Genomic DNA, 17,635 nt, shown 5'->3' with positions numbered 1-17,635 from the left:
CGGCCGGATCGAGTCCGCCGGGCAGCTGTCCCGGCGGCGCAGACTCAGGCGGCGGGGCACACCCGGTCGCGGCCGTCCGCCTTCGCCCGGTAGAGCGCGGCGTCGGCCCGGGCCAGGAGCTCGGCGATCGGCTCGTCCGGGCGGCGACAGGCGACACCGATGCTGACCGTGAGGCGTGCACCCGGCATCAGGTCGTCCCAGCGCAGCGCTGCCACCGTCGCGCGCAGCCGTTCGCAGACCTCGACCGGCGGCTGGCCCTCCAGCACCACCGCGAACTCCTCGCCGCCGTAACGGGTCGCCCGGTCGCCGCTGCGCAGGGCACGGCGCAGCACGTCCGCCACCCGGACCAGCACTGCGTCGCCGACCTGGTGCGACCAGGTGTCGTTGACCCGCTTGAAGTGGTCGATGTCCACCAGCGCCAGGGTGAAGGGCGCGCAGTCGGCGGCCCGCTGTGCCAGTTCGGCATCCAGCGCACGGCGGTTGGCCAGGCCGGTCAGCCCGTCGTGGGTCGCCTGGTGCGCGAGGGCGGCATTGCGCTCCTCCAGCGCCTCGGAGCGACGGCGTTCGGCCTCGGCCTGGCGTTCCGCCTGCTCGATCTCCATCCGGGCGCCGAGCAGCGCGGCGCGGCGACCCGCCTGGGCGTCACCGAGTCGGACCGTCAGCTGGTGCAGTTCCCGCAGCGCGGTGAAGGCCTCCGGGATCTGCCCCAGGTCCTCGTGGCTGTCGGCCAGCACCCGCAGCAGTTCCATCCGTTCGGCGGGCCGGGTCAGCTCGTCCAGCAGGGTCATCGCCGACCGGGCTTCGAGCACCGCCTCCGCGGACGCCCCGATGGACAGCAGCAGGTCGGCGCGGATCCGGCGCAGGGTGAGCAGCTGCTGAGTGGACGGGAACCGGTCGAGCATGTCCTCGGCGGCGTCCAGCACATCCGCGGCGGAGGCGGCGTCCCCGGCGAGCTGGTGTGCGACGGCGGTGGTCAGCCGGGCGTCGACACTGGTGCGACTCAGCCCCGCGGCGTCGGCCTCGTCCACCGACTCCAGTGCCAGGGCCAACGCGCGACGAGCGGCGGCCTTCGCCCCGCGCGGGTTGTCCAGCAGCAGCCGACGGCTCGACTCCACGAAGGTGCGGGCCAGGTGCGCCAACGCGATGGAGGCCCGGTCCGGGTCACCGGCGGCGAGCCACAACCGGCGGGCCTGGGTGAGCACACCGGCGGCCTGCGGGGCGAAATGCGGCATCGAGGTGTAGACGGTGCCGAGGATGGTGAGCACGTCCGCGGTGCCCGCGGTGTCCTCCGCCTCGCGTCGCAGTTCGGCAGCCCGGGTCAGCAGGTCGACCGCGTCCTCCAGCTGACCCAGGTCGTGATGCACCTGGCCCTGCCGGGCGAGCGCGCGCGACTGCCAGACCAGTGCGCCGCGCTCCGCCGCCAGCTGCGCGGCCCGGGACGCCTGAGCCATCGCCCGCTGGTCGTCGCCGAGCGCCTGATGGGCGACCGCCGCGTAGTAGCGCAGCCGGAGTTCGGCACCTCCGGCGCGCTGCGCCGCCGCGGCCGGCAGCAGCTCGTCGGCGAGCCGGACACACGCGCCCGCGTCGGAGTCGGCCAGCAGGGCGAGCTGGTCGACGGCGGCGTCCCAGTAGACCGGCGGCAGCGCCGGGGTGGGGTCGAGGGCGGTGGTCATGTCCCCTCTCCCATCGGGTGCCTCACCTGCGACGATGAGGGACCCGCCACGGGTTTCACCCGATCACCTAGGCTGGTGCGATCGAGTCACGGGAGGTAGTCATGGGTGTGATCGGACAGGCCGAGGACGGCAGGACCCGGGCACTGTTGAGCGTGCTGGGCCCGGCGCAGGTCGGCGACCCGCTGGCGCCGGACCGGGACATCCCGGACGAGGACCGCGAGCGCGATCAGGCGTTGCAGGACGACTTCGTCCGGGTGGTCGGGCCGGACGGCCGGTCCTACCTGGTGCCGCGCGGCTGATCCGCGGTGGAGCGGGACCGACCCCGGCGGGTCGGTCCCGGCTCAGATCCCGTCGATCAGGCCCAGGTCCACGAAGGCCGTCACCAGGCCCTCGTGCCGCGGGCTCGGCGCCGTACGGTCGGCGGCGGCGATCACGTCCGGGTGACCGTCGTCGATGGCGACCCCGATCCCGGCGTACTCGATCATCTCCAGGTCGTTCAGTCCGTCCCCGCAGGCGATGGTGGCCTCGCGCGGGACGCCCAGGTGGGCGATGACGTCCCGGATACCGATCGACTTGTCCACCGCGGCGACGAAGATCTCCCCCGCGCCGTCACCCAGACCCGGGATCGAGCTCGGCAGGGCGGTGATCTCCGGGCCCATCTCCTGCGCGAGCTGGGCGACCGGCACGTCGGCGGAGAAGCAGGTGATCTTGGCGAAGGAGACAGCGGACAGGTCCGCGTCGGTGGTGAGGTTGTCCAGGATGTCCAGGGGCCCGTCGTGCCGGGACTCGTCCGGGTCCGCCGCCAGCCGGGCCGACCACGCCTCCTGCAACCGCTCGCGGACGTCCGGCGGGCCGTAGAGCGCGCCCGGTGCCTCGAGCACGTAAGCGGCATCGTGTCGGGCCAGCACCTGCACCGCGCGGGTGGCGACCTCGTCCGGGAAGCGGCGGTCGGCGATCAGCTCGCCGTCCACCTCGACGTAGCCGCCGGCGCTGGCCACGATGCCGTCGAATCCGGCGGCGAGGATGCGCTCGGGGAGCATCGACTTGGGACGACCGGTGCACAGCAGCACCCGGTGTCCGGCGGCACGGGCGGCGCGGACCGCGGCGACATGACCCGGGGGCACGTCACCGTGGTCGGCGAAGGTGCCGTCCACATCGAGGAAGATGATCCGGCTGCGTGCGGGGTTCCCAGTCATCACCGGGGAGTCTAGCCTGCCGGCGCCGAATCCCTACCGATCGGTCTGTAGTGGCAGACCACCCGCACCGGATCGCGGTCGGGTCGGCCGGTGGTGTAGGGGCCGATCCACAGGCCCAGGAACCCGCCCGCGCTGACCGAGTCCAGGCTGCGACCGTCGGCGGTGGCGACCTCGGTGCCGTCGACCAGCAGGGTGTAGTCCTGGCCGTGGGTGCGCAGGGCGAGGGTGGTGCCGGCCGGCCCGGTGCCCAGCGGCGTCGCCCGGCCCGATCGGGTGAGGGTCGCGCGGGTCTCGACCCCGTTGGTCAGCAGGGTGAGGTGATCGGATTCCGACTGCCGGACGGCCAGGCCCACCCAGGTGTCGAAATCCAGCGCCGGGTCCAGCGCCGGGTCCGTCGCCGGGTCGCCAGGCGACGGGTGGCCGTGGGCGCCGGGCGCGAGGTCGGCGGCGACGCTGACGACGACCTCGCAGTCGATGTGCCGCTGCCGCACACCCAGGAACGAGCTGGGGGCGGTGTCGGCGAGGGTGGTGTCACGGACCGGGAGCAGCCAGCCGTCACCATCCGGGATGGCGAGATCGGTCGGCAGATGACGCGGCGCGCACCACCCAAGGTCGGCAGAACCAACCACCCCACCCATCCCCCCACCCCCCGGCACACCGCCACCCGGCGCACCGCCCCCGTCGCGGGGCCGAGGTCGGCAGTTCGGCACCGGATCCTGGTGGCGAAGTGTCGACCTCGGGGCGGAAGTACCGACCTCGACGGTGGGGGCGGGGGCGGGGGTGGGGGTGGGGGTGGTGGGGGTGGTCGGGGTGGTGGGGACGCGGCCCTGGCCGGGGGCGAAGACGGGCCAGGCGTCCTCCCAGGTGACCGGGACCAGGAAGGTCTCGCGGCCGAGGTTGTGGTGGAAGCCGCCGTAGGGCCGCACGCCGAGCAGCAGCGCCCACCACGACCCGTCGGCCGCCTGCACCAGATCGGCGTGTCCGACCGCCGCCACGTCCACCGACCGGCCGAGGTGCCGATGGGTGAGCACCGGATTCGCCGGGTCGCCGAGGTAGGGGCCGGTGACCGCGTCGGCGCGAGCGACGGTCACGGCGTGGTGGAACTCGGTGCCACCCTCGGCGGCGAGCAGGTAGTAGCGACCGTCGATCCGGTAGAGGTGCGGGCCCTCGGCCCAGACGGCGCCGCGGAGCGCTCCGGTCCAGAGCACGTGCTCGGGTCCGACCAGCGCTCCGTCGACGAGCTCGCGCAGCCAGATCTCGGTCTGGCCGGGCCACTCGGGGTCGGCGGCGGGCCGGGTGGCGTGGAACCAGATCCGGCCGTCGTCGTCGAAGAACAGCGACGGGTCGATGCCCTCGCCGTCCAGCCACACCGGGTCGGACCACGGACCGGCCGCGTCGTCGGCGGTGAGCAGGAAGTGGCCGCCCGCGTCGACCGCCGTGCAGACCAACCAGAACCGGCCGTCGTGGTGGCGCAGGGTCGGGGCGTAGAGCCCCCGGGAGGAGGGGAGGCCGGACAAGTCGATCTGGTCGGTGACCGCGTGCCCGACCGGCTCCCAGTGCAGCAGGTCGCGGCTGCGGTGGATCGGCAACCCGGGCAGGTACTCGAAGGTCGAGTTGACCAGGTAGAACCACTCCCCGACCCGGCACACGCTCGGGTCGGGGAAGCAGCCTGCCAGGACCGGGTTGCCGATCGCCGTCATGCCCGCGCGGGGACGTCGAGCCGGGTCACCTCGACCAGTCGACCGTCGGCCGCCGTGACCGGGTGCACCGTGCCGGTGATCGCCAGGACTGCCCGCTCGGTGGCGGTGCCCGGCACCACCCGGGCCACCGTCGCGCGCTGGTTGGTGATCGTGCCGGACGTGGTGTCCCGTGCCGCGTCGGTGCCGCCACCGGAAGCCGCGGCGTGGTCACCGACCCAGACCTGCACGTCCCCGGGCTCGACGATCCGGGTCATCGACCGGTCGCTGAACGCGAAGCGCGCGGTGGGCACCGCGAACCGCAGCCGCGCCGACTCACCGGGCTGCAGCGCCACCCGGTGGTAGCCGAGCAGCTGGACCACCGGCCGGACGACGGAAGCGTGCAGGTCGTTGCCGTAGAGCTGCACCACGTCCTCCCCCGCCAGATCACCGGTGTTGGTGACCGTGACCTCGGCGTGGAACACCCCGCCGGCGTCCACCTCGCTGTCCACCACCAGGTCGGTGTGCGTGAACGAGGTGTACGACAGGCCGAAGCCGAACGGCCGCACCGGGGTGGAGTCCGCGGAGGTGACGTCGGACGGCCCACCGAGCACCGGGTGCAGGTAGCTGAACGGCTGCGCGCCCGCGGACCGGGGCAGGCTGACCGGCAGCCGGCCGGAGGGGTTCACCGCACCGGTGAGGATGTCGGCGATGGCCAGACCGCCGCCCTCGCCGGGGAAGAACGCCTGGAGCACGGCGGCCGGCACCGGTCCGTCGCCCAGCGCCCAGTCGAGCACGTAGGGACGGCCGGTGAGCAGCACCAGGACGACCGGGGTGCCGGTGGCGACCAGCTCCTCGACCAGGCGGCGCTGCACGCCGGGCAGGTCCAGCGACTCGGCGTCGTTGCCCTCGCCCACGGTGCCGCGACCGAAGAGCCCTGCCTGGTCGCCGACGACCACCACGGCCACCTCGGCGGCCTCGGCGGCGGCGACCGCTGCCGGGAAGCCGTCGGTCTCCTCCCCCTCGACCGTGCAGCCCTCGACCAGGGTGAGGTCGAAGCCCGCGCGGCGCAGCGACTCGGCCACCGAGGGGGCGTCGATGCCGATCGGCACCTCCGGGTACATCGGCAGCACGTGGTTCGCGAAGGCGTAGCAGCCCATCAGGGCGTCGGACCGGTCGGCGTTGGGACCGATCACCGCGACCCGCCGGGTGCGCAGCGGGAGGACACCGTCGTTGCTGAGCAGCACCACCGACTCCTCCGCCAGGCGGCGGGCCAGCTCCCGGTGCGCGGCGTCGTCCAGGTCGATGCTGGTCGGCGGCTCGTCGGCGTAGGCCTCCGGGTCCAGCAGCCCCAGCTCCTCCTTCTGCGCCAGCACCCGCAGCACCGCCCGGTCGACGATCGCGACATCGGTCAGTCCGGCGCGGATCCGGTCCGCCAGCGGGGTGAGGTAGGCGTCACCGGTGGGCAGCTCGACGTCGATGCCCGCGGTGAGAGCGAGCTCGGCCGCCTCGCCGCGATCGGCGGCCACGCGGTGCATGACCTCCAGGAAGGCGACCGCGAAGTAGTCGGCGACCACCACACCGTCGAAGCCCCACCCGTCGCGCAGCACGCCGGTCAGGTACTCGTCCGAGGCCGCCATCGGCAACCCGTCCAGGTCGACGTAGGCGTTCATCACCGAGCGGGCACCACCGTCGCGGACCGCCATCTCGAACGGGGGCAGCAGCACGTCGGCCACCTCGCGCTTCCCGACGCTCACCGGCGCGTGATTGCGGCCCGCGTGCGAGTAGGAGTAGCCGACGAAGTGCTTGAGGGTGGCGTGCACTCCGGCGTCCTGCATGCCGCGGACGTAGGCGGTGCCGACCGTACCGACCAGGTACGGGTCCTCGGCGATGCACTCGTCCACCCGGCCCCAGCGCGGGTCCCGGATCACGTCCAGCACCGGGGCGAGTCCCTGGTGCACCCCGAGGCGCCGCATCGACTCGCCGATCAGGTGCCCGGCGCGCTCGACCAGCTCCGGGTCGAAGCTGGCGCCCCAGGCCAATGGCGTCGGGTAGGTCGCCGCCTGCCAGGCGGCCAGGCCGGTCAGGCACTCCTCGTGCACCAGGGCCGGGATGCCGAGCCGGGTCTCCGACTTCAGCCGGCGCTGCTCGGTCCACAGCCAGGACGCGCGTTCGACCGGATCCACCGGCCGGGTGCCGTAGACCCGGGTGTAGTGGCCGATGCCGTGCCGGGTGATGTCGGTGAGCTCGCTGGATGCCTGCTGCCCGGAGGCCATCTCGGACTGCATCGGGGCGACGGTGCCGTTCTGGTCCAGCCAGTACCCGACGATCTGGGCGAGCTTCTCCTCCAGCGTCATCTGGTCCAGCAGATCGCGGACCCGGGCGGAGACCACCGGCATCGCGGGCGTCGCGGGTACGGACGGTTCGTTCTGTGTCATGGGTACATCAGCCCTTCACGGCGCCGGTCAGGCCACCGACGATCCGGCGTTCGAACAGCGAGAAGAAGATCAGCGCGGGGATCATCGACAACGAGGTGAAGGCCAGCACGCGTGCGGTGTCCACCGAGTACTCGGAGGCGAATGCCTGCACACCGAGCGGCAGGGTGAACGCCGAGGAGTCGTTCAGGATGAACAGCGGCAGCATGTAGCTGTTCCAGCTCGCCACGAAGGCGAGGATGCCGACGGTCACCACACCGGGCACCGACAGCGGCAGCACCATCCGGAAGAAGAAGCCGAGTCGGCTCGCGCCGTCGATGGCGGCCGCCTCCTCCAGCTCCTTGGGGATGGCGGCCAGGAACGGCACCAGGATGATGACCGCCTGCGGCAGGGCGAAGGCGATCTGCGGCAGGATGATCCCGGCGAGCGAGTTCATCAGGCCGAGGTTCTTGATCAGGATGTACAGCGGAGTGATCGCCACGGTCATCGGGAACATCAGCCCGGCGGCGAACAGCGCGTACATCGCCCCGCGCCCGGCGAACCGGTACCGGGCCAGCACGTAGCTGACCATCAGGGCGAGGACGACGACCCCGGCGGTGGTGCCCAGCCCGGCGATGGTGGAGTTGCCCACCTGCTGCCAGAAGCCGGAGGAGCCGAGCACCTCGGAGAAGTTGGTCAGGCGCCAGCTGGTCGGCAGCCCGGACGGGTCCTGGGTGATCTCCGAGTTGGTGCGGAAACCGCCCAGGATGATGTACACCACCGGGGCGATGCACAGGCCCACGAACAGCCACGCCACCACGTACACCAGCGGATTGACCTTGCTCACCGGACCGCGCGCCGTGGTGCGGGGCAGTCGGCCCATCGTGATCGCCGCCATCACTTCTTCCCCTCGGTTATGGCGCCCGCGGTGTCCCGGCGGAGCACGTAGCGCTGGTAGGTCAGCGCGATCACCAGCGAGATCAGGAACAGCACCACGGCGACCGCGTTGCCGTAGCCGTAGTTCCCGGAGTTACGACCGTTGGTCACCATGTAGGTCGCCATGGTCGAGGTGCCGGCGGTGGACGCCACGTACTGGCCCCAGATGATGTAGACCAGGTCGAACAGCTGCAGCGAGCCGATGATGGACAGGAAGGCCCAGATCCGCAGGGTGGGTCCGAGCAGCGGCAGGGTGATCCGGCGCTGGGTCTGCCAGTAGGAGGCACCGTCGATGGCGGCGGCCTCGGACAGTTCCTCCGGGATGGACTGCAAGCCGGCCAGGAAGAGGATCACCGCGAAGCCGATGTACTTCCAGCTGATGATGAGCATGAGCGACCAGATCGCGATGCTCGGGTTCGACAACCAGTCGGTGGTCCAGGAGCCGAGGCCGATCTTGGTCAGCAGGTCGTTGACCGCGCCGTTGGTCGCCAGCATCAGGCTCCAGCCGGTGCCGACGATGACCTCGGAGACCACGTAGGGCACGAAGATCAGGACCCGGACCAGGCTGCGACCGCGCAGCTTCTGGTTCAGCAGCAGGGCGAGCAGCACCGCCGCCGGGCCCTGCAGGATCAGCGACATGATCACGATGAAGCCGTTGTGCTTCAACGCGTCGTGGAAGGTCGGGTCCTTGAGGATCGTGAGGTAGTTCTTCAGGCCCACGAAGTCGGTCGGGACGCCGTAGCCCTTCCAGCTGAAGAAGCCGTAGTACGCGGCCATGATGACCGGGAAGATCACGAAGGCGACGAAGATCGCGATCGCGGGGCCGGAGAGCAGGGTGATCTCCGCACGCTTGCGCCAGTCGGCGGACCGGCGACGCCGGGCCGGGGTCGCCGTGACCCCGGCCCGGGTGCCCTGCGTCAGCGTCGTCATTCCTTCGCTGCGGCTGCGCTGACCGCGTCGACGATGCCCTGCGCGTCACCCTTGCCCGCCAGCAGGTCGACCACGCCGGTGTTCAGCGCGTTGCCGACGTTCTGGCCGTAGAGGGTGTCCAGCCAGACCTCGACGTACGGGGCGTCGTTGTAGGCGGCCAGCACGTCCTGCAGCGCCGGGGTGGTGACGACGCTCTGCGCCTCCTTGTTGGCGGGCAGCGTCTGGAACGCGTCCGCGTACCCCTCCTGGTTCTCCTTGCTGAGCACGAAGTTCAGGAAGTCCGCGCACGCGTCCGGAGCGTTCACCGAGCAGGAGTACCCGTCGACGCCGCCCATCATCGCGCCCTCACCGCCCTTGCCACCGTCGACGGCCGGGAACGGGAACCAGCCGAGGTCGGCCAGCGGCTGCTCGTCCGGGGTCAGCGAGGCGACCACGCCGGGCTCCCAGGCACCCATCAGCTCCATCGCCGCCTGGTGGTTGGCCAGCAGACCGGCCGAGGATCCGGCGCCCTGCTGCGCGGTGGTGGTCAGGAAGCCGTTGTTGAACGGCTCGGTCCCGGCGAAGTCGGCCAGGTCCTCCCCTGCCTTGGTCCAGCAGTCGTCCGAGAAGTCCTTGGACTTGGCGGAGTCGGTCAGCGTGTCCTTGCCGCACTCCCGCAGGGCGAAGAAGTAGTACCAGTGCGCGGCCGGCCAGGCGTCCTTGGCGCCCAGGGCGATCGGGTCGATCCCGGCCGCCTTGAGCTTGGTGACCGCCTCGCTCAGCTCGTCCATCGTCTTCGGGGTCTCGGTGATCCCGGCCTGGGCGAACAGGTCCTTGGAGTAGTAGATGCCACCGGGCAGCACGGCGACCGGCATGCCGTAGACCTTGTCGTCGACGCTGAACGCGTTGAACGCCGCATCGCCGAGCTCGGACTTCACGTCGTCGGAGACCAGGTCGGTGAGGTCCTTGACCTGTCCGGCCTCGACCACGTCGGCGAGCTTGCCGCCACCACGGGCCATGAAGATGTCCGGTGCGTCGCCCGAGTTCAGGGCGGTCTGCAGCTTGCCGTCCATGTCCTCGTTCTGGATCGCCTGGACGTCGATGGTGACGCCGGGGTTGGCCTTCTCGAACTGGGCGACCATGTCCTCCCAGTAGGCCTTGCCGTCACCGGTGGTCGAGTTGTGCCAGAACGTCATCGAGACGTCCCCGCCGTCGGAGCCGTCGGAGCCGTTGTCCGAGCCGCCGCCACAAGCGGTCAGCGCGAGCAGTCCGGCCAGGACGGCGGCGGATGCGGCCATCGCTTTACGAGCAATCATCAGATCGTCCTCTTCGTTGAGTTGACCAGTGCGGTTGCGGGCCTGACCCCCATGTCGTCCTCGACCCGGTTGCGCCGCAACAGTGGCAGGGGCGCTCGCGGCATGTCAACCGTTATCGATAACGTTTTCGCAACCGGGTACGCTGCGGTCTATGACCCGTCGAGTGACGATCACGGATGTGGCGCGGGCCGCCGACGTCTCGGTGGCGACCGTGTCCAAGGTGATCAACGGCCGGTACGGCGTGGCGCAGGCCACCTCGACCCGGGTGCAGCAGGTGATCGACGATCTCGGCTACGAATCCAGCCTGGTGGCGCGGTCGTTGCGGTCGCACCGCACGCACGTGATCGGGATCCTCGTCGCCGAGTTCGAGCCGTTCAGCACCGAGATCCTCAAGGGCGCGGCGGCGGCGGTGTCCGACGCCGGTTACGAGCTGCTGGCCTACACCGGCGCGAGCAGCGGGCCGGGCTGGGAACGGCGCTATCTGTCCCGGCTCAGCGGCACCCTGATCGACGGCGCCGTGCTGGTGACCCCCTCGGTGGTCGACGTGGACGCCCAGGTGCCCGTGGTCGCCGTCGACCCGCACACCGGCCCGACCGGGCTGCCCACCGTCGACTCGGACAACCTCACCGGCGCACGGCTGGCCACCGAGCACCTGATCGGCCTCGGACACCGCCGGATCGCCTTCCTGGCCGGGCGGCCCGACCTGGAATCCTCACACCTGCGCGAGACCGGGTACCGCGAGGCGATGGCCGCGGCCGGACTGACCGTGGACCCCGCGCTGATCCGGGTCGGCGACTACCGCTCCGAGGCCACCCGGGCGCCGATGTCCGAGCTGCTGGCCCTGGACGACCGACCGACGGCGGTGTTCGCCGCGAACGACATCTCCGCGATCGCCGCGATGGAGGTCGCCCAGGCGGCCGGACTCCGGGTGCCGGAGGACCTGTCGGTGGTCGGCTTCGACGACGTGCCGGAGGCGGCCGGGGCGGTTCCGCCGCTGACCACCGTGCGGCAGCCGATCCAGCGCCTCGGGGCGGAGGCGGTCACCCTGCTGCTCGCCCTGCTGGACGAGCGCCCGGCGGCGAACCACGTCCGGCTGGACACGACGCTGGTCCGACGGGGGTCGACCGCCCCCCTCGGCTAACGTGCGGTGGTGACCTGGGCCGAGACGCTGCGCACCGTCCTGGCCGCCGCCGCGCTGCTGGCGGTCTTCCTGGCGGCGACCCGGATCGGTCGGGTGCCCGTGGGCCGGGACACGCTGTGGGCGGCCGCCCGGGCAGCGGTGCAGCTGGTGCTGGTCGCGCTGGTGATCGCGTGGATCTTCCGGCATCCGGCCGGGATCGCCGTCTACCTGCCGGTGATGGTGCTGGCGGCGGCGTTCACCGCCGCCCGGCGGATCGGTCTGGGGCGCGGCGTGCTCGGGTGGCTGGTGCTGGCGATCAGCGCCGGGGCGGGGCTGACCGTCGCGGTGGTGCTGAGCAGTGGGGCGCTCGCCGCCGAGGCGTCCACCGTGCTGCCGTTCACCGCGCAGATGATCGGCGGCGCGATGTCGGCGGCGGCGGTGTCCGGAGGCCGACTGCGCGAGGACGCACGCACCCAGTGGGCCGAGGTCGAAGGCTGGATCGCGTTGGGAGCCGGTCCCGGTCGGGCGGTGGCCGAGCAGGCGCGGCAGGCGGTGCGCTGGGCTCTGGTGCCGGGGATCGACCAGACCCGCAGCGCCGGACTGGTGACGCTGCCGGGGGCGTTCGTCGGGTTGCTGCTGGGTGGGGCCTCACCGGCCGTGGCGGCGCAGGTCCAGCTGCTGGTGCTGGTCGGGCTGCTCGCGGCGCAGGCGGTCGTCGGGGTGCTCACGGTGCGGTTCGTCGGCGCCCGGGTCGGCGCGCTGCGTCCGTCCCTGCCCGGGGAGTGAGCGGGCTGTCGGCGCGCGCCTGCGGGGTGTTGGTGCCGGTGCGGCGGGCTAGGGCAGTTCGGTGCCGATCAGGTCGGCGGCGACGTCCAGTTGATCGGCACTGCCGACCGGGTCGGTGCGGGCCAGGGCGAGGGCGGCGACCACCAGCCCGGTGCAGACCTCGGCGAGGCGGTGCCGGTCGGCGGGCGTATGGCCGGGCAGTCGGGCGTCCATCCCGTGCCCGATCGCCGTACGCAGTTCCGCGCGGTAGCGGGTCACCACCTCGGCGACGGCGCGGTCGGTGCCGATCGCAGCACCGGCGACACCGATCAGCAGGCATCCGCGCGCCCCCCGGAGCGGGTCGTCGAGGATCGCCGAGCGCAGGCCCCGGAGGTAGTCGAGCAGGGCATCGGGCGCCGCGTCGGGGTGCAGGCCGGTCAGCCGGGGCCGGACCACCTGGTCCAGGTAGTGCTCCACGGCGGCGTCGAAGAGCCCCCGCTTGGAACCGAAGGCGTGATAGAGGCTGGATCGCTTCAGGCCGGTGGCGGATTCCAGCTCGCTGAGCGAGGCGCCCTCGTAGCCGACCTGCCAGAACACGTCCCGGGCGGCCCGCACCACGGTGTCGTGGTCGAAGGTCTGGGGTCTGCCCACGGTGTGCTCCTGGCGTCGGGATCTGCTTATTGTGTACCGATCAGTCCAGAATTCTAGCTTGGAGTACGCATGACGTCGTCCACCCGCACCCAGATCACCCTCGCCCAGCGCCCCTCCGGCTGGCCAACCCCCGACGACTTCCGCGTCGAGACCGCCGAGCTGCCCGCGCTGGCACCGGGTGAGGTCCGGGTCGCGAACGAGTTCGTGTCGGTGGACCCGTACATGCGCGGCCGGATGAGCGACGCGCGCAGCTACGTGGCGCCGTACCAGATCGGTGAGCGGATCACCGGCGGCGCCGTCGGCCGCGTGGTCGAGAGCACCAGCGCCGACCTGCCGGTGGGCACCCCGGTGCTGCACCAGCAGGGCTGGTCGGACCTGGCCCAGGGCCCGGCCACCGAGTTCCGCGCGGTGCCGGAGCTGGGCGACGCGCCGCTGTCGGTGCACCTGCACATCCTCGGCATGACCGGGATGACCGCCTATGTCGGCCTGACGGCTGTCGCCGGGCTGCGCGAGGGCGACACCGTGTTCGTCTCCGGTGCTGCCGGGGCGGTCGGCACCGCCACCGGTCAGCTCGCCCGCCTGCTGGGCGCCTCCCGGGTGATCGGCTCGGCCGGGTCGCCGGAGAAGGTCGCGCTGCTGACCGAGAAGTACGGCTACGACGCGGCGTTCAACTACAAGGACGGTGACGTGCGCGGCCAGCTCGCCGCGGCCGCACCGGAGGGCATCGACGTGTTCTTCGACAACGTCGGCGGCGACCACCTGGAGGCGGCGCTGGACGTGTTCAACACCGGCGGCCGGGCCGCGCTGTGCGGCGCGATCTCCCGGTACAACGCCACCGAGCGGGCGGCCGGACCGGACAACATGAGCAACCTGATCACCCGTGGCCTGCGACTGGAGGGCTTCACCCTGGGGTCGTACCTGCACCTGGCCTCCGAGTTCCAGCAGCGGGTGGCCCCCTGGTTCACCGCGGGCGAGCTCACCTACGACGAGACGGTGGTCGACGGCATCGACCACACCGTGGACGCGTTCATCGCCATGATGAACGGCGCGAACACCGGGAAGATGCTGGTCCGCATCTGACCCAGGCGCCGCCCCCGAACCGCCCGCGGTCCCGCATCGAGAGCGGACGCGTGCACGCTCCCTGAGTCGGGAAGCGTGCACGCGTCCGCCTTCCGCGAGAGTGCGGCGCGGGGCCGGCGAGGCCCGAACCGCGGTTCAGACCGCCCGGAGTCGGCGGACGATCAGGCCCGCGCCGAGCAGGGCACCGGCCGCGAGCAGCAGGCCGAGGACACCCGCGCCGGTGGTGGCGAGCGCACCCGACCCACGGGGGGTCGACCCCGTGCCCGATCCGGCAGCAGGACCGTCCGTCAATCCCGGGTCCGGGGGTGCGACCACCGGGGCCGCCGCCAGCACCGTCAGTGCGGCACTCGCCTCGACCGGCCCCGCGAGCGCACGCAGCGTGTGTGCGCCGGGAGCGGTATCGGCCGGGATGGTCACCGGGGCGCTGAACGACCCGGCCGCGTCGGCGGTCACGGTGGACAGCTGGACCGGCTCGGAGTTCAACCAGAGCTGCACCGGCTCCCCCGCCGCGAAGCCGGCACCGGTCACGGTGAGGGACTCACCGGCACGGACCTCCCCGGCCGACAGCACCAGGGTGGGCAGCGTGGCGCCCTGGGCCTCGGTGAGGACGGCGACCGTCCGGGCCGGCACGGTGACGGTGCCGGTGGCCGGGTCCCAGGCGGTGTCCCGCACCCGGCCGTCGGCACCGGATGCCTGGACGTCGGACAGGGTGAGGACGTGCCCGGCCAGACCGTCCACCGTCTCGGTCACCGGGGCGCCGGTGGTGTTGAAGACGACCAGCAGGCCGTCCAGCGCCGGGTCGACCTCGGTGCCGACGGTGTCGTCCACCCGCATCACGATCACGCCGGGGGTGGCGTCCGGGCCGGAGCCGGGGAAGGACAGCTTCGCCTCGATCTGGGCGGCGTCGCCGAGTCGGAACAACGGGGTGGAGTGCCGCAGCCGGAGCAGGTCCTGGGCGGCGGCGGTGGCAGCGGCGATGTCCTGCGGTGCCGGGGCCAGCGCGGCGTCGGCGAGCAGCGGTCCCTGCACCGGCCAGAACTCCTGGTTCTTCTCCGCCGGAGGCAGTCCGACGCCGAAGTTGTTGCCCTGACCCGTCCAGTCCACCGCGTTGAAGTGGTCGCCGGAGTTGTAGGAGTCGCGGTCCAGGGACTTGCTGCGCAGCAGGTCGGTGCCGGCGTGCCAGAAGCTGACCGACTGGGACAGGGTCGCGGTGGCGAGCGAGAGCGTGTTCATCCGCACCCGCTCGGCCATCGGCAGTTCGGCGGGCAGCTTGGTGGTCAGGACGTCGAACAGGGTCTCGTTGTCGTGCGCGTCGACGTAGGACACCACCTCCTCCGGCGACTCGGCGTACCCGGCGGGCGAGCCGTTGTAGTCGATCTGCTCACCGGTGCGCAGCGTGCCGTCGGCGGTGGTGAAGCTGAACTGGCGCAGGTTGCCCGCCAAGCCCAGTCGGACCAGGTCGGTGGCGTGCGCCAGATCGGCGAACTCATCCGCCGAGCCGTCGTTCACCGTGCCGGGGTCGTCGAGCTGGGCCGGGCGACCGTTCGGGTCGGTCGCCAGACCGGTGCCGAAGCCCTGCTCGAACAGCGACCCGCCGTTCACCGGGCTGCCGCCGCGCACGGCGTCGCGCAGCCGGTCGGAGAAGGTGCCGATCCCGGTGCCGTCGAGCTGGCCCTGGGTGGCCTGGGTGAACAGCGCGTTGCCGCTCACCTCACCGAAGTCCCAGCCCTCGCCGTAGAGGTAGATCGAGGCACCGTCCACGCCGTCCTCGGCCAGGGTGAGCTCGTCCAGCGCCGCTCGGACCGCTTCCATGTTCGCGCGGGAGTGGTGCCCCATCAGGTCGAAGCGGAAGCCGTCCACCCGGTAGTCGCGCGCCCAGGTGACCACGGAGTCGACCATCAGCCGCTCGGCCATCGCGTTCTCGGTGGCGAGGTTCTGGCAGCAGGTCGAGGTCTCGATCGCGCCGGTCGGGGTCAGGCGGTGGTAGTAGCCGGGCACCACCCGGTCCAGCACCGACTTCGGGTCCTGCCCGGCGGCGGCGGTGTGGTTGAAAACCTGGTCCAGGACGACCTGGAGCCCGGCGTCGTGCAGTCCGCCGACCATCGAGCGGAACTCGGCCACCCGGGCGCCGCCGTCCTGGTTCCCGGTGGTCGCGTAGGAACCCTCCGGGGCGAAGAAGTGGAACGGGTCGTAGCCCCAGTTGAAGGCGTCGGCGTCCTTGATCGCGTTCACCGCGTCCTGCTGCTCGGTGGAGTCCGGCGCGAAGCCGGACAGGTCACCGGTGGTCGCCTGCTTGCTGCGGTCCTCCTCGATCGAGGCGATGTCGAAGGTCGGCAGCAGGTGCACGGTGGTCAGCCCGGCCTCGGCCAGGTCGCGCAGGTGGCGCATGCCGTCCGACCCGGACTCGGTGAAGGCCCGGTAGGTGCCGCGCTCGGACTCCGGCACGGTGGCGTCGTTGATCGAGAAATCGCGGACGTGCAGCTCGTAGATGGTGTGGTCCACCGGGTTCTCGACCACCGGGGCCGCGGTGTCCGTCCAGATGGCCGGCTGGAAGGCCGGGTCGGCCAGATCGACCAGCACCGAGCGCTCGGAGTTGAGGGTGAGCGCCACCGCGTACGGGTCGGTGACCAGGTTGTGCTCCACCGCCCCGGTGCTCGGGACGTAGACCTCGACGTCGTAGCGGTAGGTCTGCCCGGCCCAGGACGGGTCACCGGTGACCGACCAGGTGCCGTCGACGGCCCGGGTCATCGGCTGCCGACCGCTGGCCAGGTCGAGGGTGACGGTCTTCGCGGTGGGTGCCCACAGCCGCAGGGTCGGTGACCCGGCCGCCCAGGTGACGCCGAGCGGGATGTCGGCGGCGACGGTGAACAGGCTGTCGATCACCCCGGCGAGTTGCAGGCCGGTGGCGTAGTCGATGCCGTCGTCGCCGGTGTGGGTCAGCCGCAGTTCGCCGGTGAGCAGCGCCGCGGTGTCCAGGCCGTCCGGCAGGGTCAGGGCGCGGTAACCGGCGGTGCGCGGGGTCCCGGCCGGGATCGGCTCGGCGCGGGCGGTCAGCGGGATGCTCCGGCCGTCGGCGGGCAGGGTGACCCCGGCCTCGGCGACCGCGATGCCGCCGGTCGGGGCGGTGTGCAGCTGCCAGCCGTCGGCGGACCCGATGCTCGGCGGCACCGCGACGGTGGTGGCGTCCAGCCAGTACGCGGTCGCGCCGGATCCGGCCACCGCACCCTCCACGTCCACGGCGAACTCCCCACTACTGAGGTCGAGCGTCATGACCACGAGCGCGCCGTCGCGGGGCACGTCGAAGCCGAGGTTGCTGGCCGGGTAGGAGCGGGACCAGTCGCGTTCCACGACCGCCTTGGTCTGGTAGCTGCCCGCCGTCAGGGCGTCGGTGGTCAGCTGGTAGACGGTGTCGGCGATGGGGGCGAGGGCGGTGTCCAGGCAGGACGGGTCCCAGTCGCCGGAGCAGCCGAGTTGCTGCTGGAAGTCGCCGGCGGCGACCACGGTGAGCGCGGCGGCGGTGGCGCGGTCGGGGCCGGCGGTGCGGTCGGTGGGTGCCGGGTCGGTCCGCTCGGGTGCTGCCTCCGTGGGGTCGGGGGCGGCGGCCGGGTCCGCCTCGGTGTCCTCGGCGGGGGCGGCGGCCGGGTCGGCTGGGGTGGCCTCGGCGGGGGTCGCGGTGGTGCCCGCCGGGGTGGCGGGGGCCGCCGTCGAAGCGGGTGGGAGGGTGTCGTCAGCGGTGGCGGGGAGGGCCAGCCCGGTGCCGGTCAGGGCCAGGGCTGCCAGCGTGGCGGGCAACCAGCGCGTCCATCTCGGTGGGCAGGGGCGGTACGCCACATCGACTCCTTCGTCGCAGGGGGATGCCCGGGAACCTGTGCGGCAGCCGGGGATTCCCAGGACGTTAA

13 protein-coding genes are annotated in these 17,635 nt (G+C 72.3%); 4 read left to right on the top strand and 9 right to left on the bottom strand.

The window, feature by feature from the left end; all coding sequences use genetic code 11:
- Positions 1 to 44 precede the first annotated feature (44 nt).
- Positions 45 to 1,673 carry a GGDEF domain-containing protein gene (locus HGK68_RS04045; protein WP_169164800.1) on the bottom strand — a complete coding sequence of 543 codons (1,629 nt, stop codon included), beginning with the start codon at positions 1,671 to 1,673 and terminating at the stop codon, positions 45 to 47.
- A gap of 101 nt (positions 1,674 to 1,774) precedes the next feature.
- On the opposite strand from HGK68_RS04045, the gene HGK68_RS04040 reads away from it, so the two are divergent.
- Positions 1,775 to 1,972, top strand: a complete 198-nt coding sequence (locus tag HGK68_RS04040; RefSeq protein WP_169164799.1) for a hypothetical protein — start codon at positions 1,775 to 1,777, stop codon at positions 1,970 to 1,972.
- Between the two features lie 42 nt (positions 1,973 to 2,014).
- Here the strand turns inward: HGK68_RS04040 and HGK68_RS04035 are convergent, their stop codons facing one another.
- From HGK68_RS04035 to HGK68_RS04010, 6 genes are read right to left on the bottom strand one after another with little or no spacing between them, the layout of a single operon-like run.
- A complete protein-coding gene (locus HGK68_RS04035) occupies positions 2,015 to 2,869 on the bottom strand; it encodes an HAD hydrolase family protein (protein ID WP_169164798.1) in 855 nt (284 codons plus the stop codon).
- Positions 2,870 to 2,880: 11 nt separating this feature from the next.
- Entirely contained in the window at positions 2,881 to 4,569 is a 1,689-nt protein-coding gene (locus tag HGK68_RS04030; protein ID WP_169164797.1) for a glycoside hydrolase family 43 protein, read from the bottom strand.
- Positions 4,566 to 6,983 (bottom strand): beta-xylosidase/alpha-l-arabinosidase, encoded by a 2,418-nt coding sequence (locus HGK68_RS04025; protein WP_169164796.1) that lies wholly within the window; start codon positions 6,981 to 6,983, stop codon positions 4,566 to 4,568. The genes HGK68_RS04030 and HGK68_RS04025 overlap by 4 nt, the downstream gene beginning before the upstream one ends.
- Positions 6,984 to 6,990: 7 nt before the next feature.
- A complete protein-coding gene (locus HGK68_RS04020) occupies positions 6,991 to 7,842 on the bottom strand; it encodes a carbohydrate ABC transporter permease (RefSeq protein ID WP_246260698.1) in 852 nt (283 codons plus the stop codon).
- Between the two features lie 14 nt (positions 7,843 to 7,856).
- Positions 7,857 to 8,825 carry a carbohydrate ABC transporter permease gene (locus HGK68_RS04015; RefSeq protein WP_169164794.1) on the bottom strand — a complete coding sequence of 323 codons (969 nt, stop codon included), beginning with the start codon at positions 8,823 to 8,825 and terminating at the stop codon, positions 7,857 to 7,859.
- On the bottom strand, positions 8,822 to 10,120 hold the full coding sequence (locus HGK68_RS04010; protein ID WP_169164793.1) for an extracellular solute-binding protein: 1,299 nt from the start codon (positions 10,118 to 10,120) through the stop codon (positions 8,822 to 8,824). Before HGK68_RS04010 ends, HGK68_RS04015 begins: the two co-directional genes overlap by 4 nt.
- Before the next feature lie 151 nt (positions 10,121 to 10,271).
- On the opposite strand from HGK68_RS04010, the gene HGK68_RS04005 reads away from it, so the two are divergent.
- Positions 10,272 to 11,261: a LacI family DNA-binding transcriptional regulator gene (locus HGK68_RS04005; protein WP_169164792.1), complete on the top strand. Its 990-nt coding sequence runs from the start codon at positions 10,272 to 10,274 to the stop codon at positions 11,259 to 11,261.
- A gap of 9 nt (positions 11,262 to 11,270) precedes the next feature.
- Positions 11,271 to 12,026: an ABC transporter permease gene (locus HGK68_RS04000; RefSeq protein ID WP_169164791.1), complete on the top strand. Its 756-nt coding sequence runs from the start codon at positions 11,271 to 11,273 to the stop codon at positions 12,024 to 12,026.
- Between the two features lie 48 nt (positions 12,027 to 12,074).
- Here HGK68_RS04000 and HGK68_RS03995 read toward each other — a convergent pair whose 3' ends face one another.
- Positions 12,075 to 12,656, bottom strand: a complete 582-nt coding sequence (locus HGK68_RS03995) for a TetR/AcrR family transcriptional regulator (protein WP_169164790.1) — start codon at positions 12,654 to 12,656, stop codon at positions 12,075 to 12,077.
- Between the two features lie 69 nt (positions 12,657 to 12,725).
- Here HGK68_RS03995 and HGK68_RS03990 point away from each other — a divergent pair, with 69 nt between their 5' ends.
- The gene (locus HGK68_RS03990) at positions 12,726 to 13,736 is read left to right on the top strand and encodes an NADP-dependent oxidoreductase (RefSeq protein WP_169164789.1); all 1,011 of its coding nucleotides are present in this window, start codon (positions 12,726 to 12,728) and stop codon (positions 13,734 to 13,736) included.
- A gap of 135 nt (positions 13,737 to 13,871) precedes the next feature.
- Here the strand turns inward: HGK68_RS03990 and pulA are convergent, their stop codons facing one another.
- On the bottom strand, positions 13,872 to 17,528 hold the full coding sequence (gene pulA / locus HGK68_RS03985) for a pullulanase-type alpha-1,6-glucosidase (protein ID WP_246260576.1): 3,657 nt from the start codon (positions 17,526 to 17,528) through the stop codon (positions 13,872 to 13,874).
- Positions 17,529 to 17,635 lie beyond the last annotated feature (107 nt).

Origin of the sequence: Cellulomonas taurus (genome assembly GCF_012931845.1) — a bacterium.
Classification (GTDB): Bacteria; Actinomycetota; Actinomycetes; order Actinomycetales; family Cellulomonadaceae; genus Cellulomonas; species Cellulomonas taurus.
Note: the sequence above shows the minus strand (reverse complement) of the source record. Positions and strands in the feature narration are given on the sequence as shown.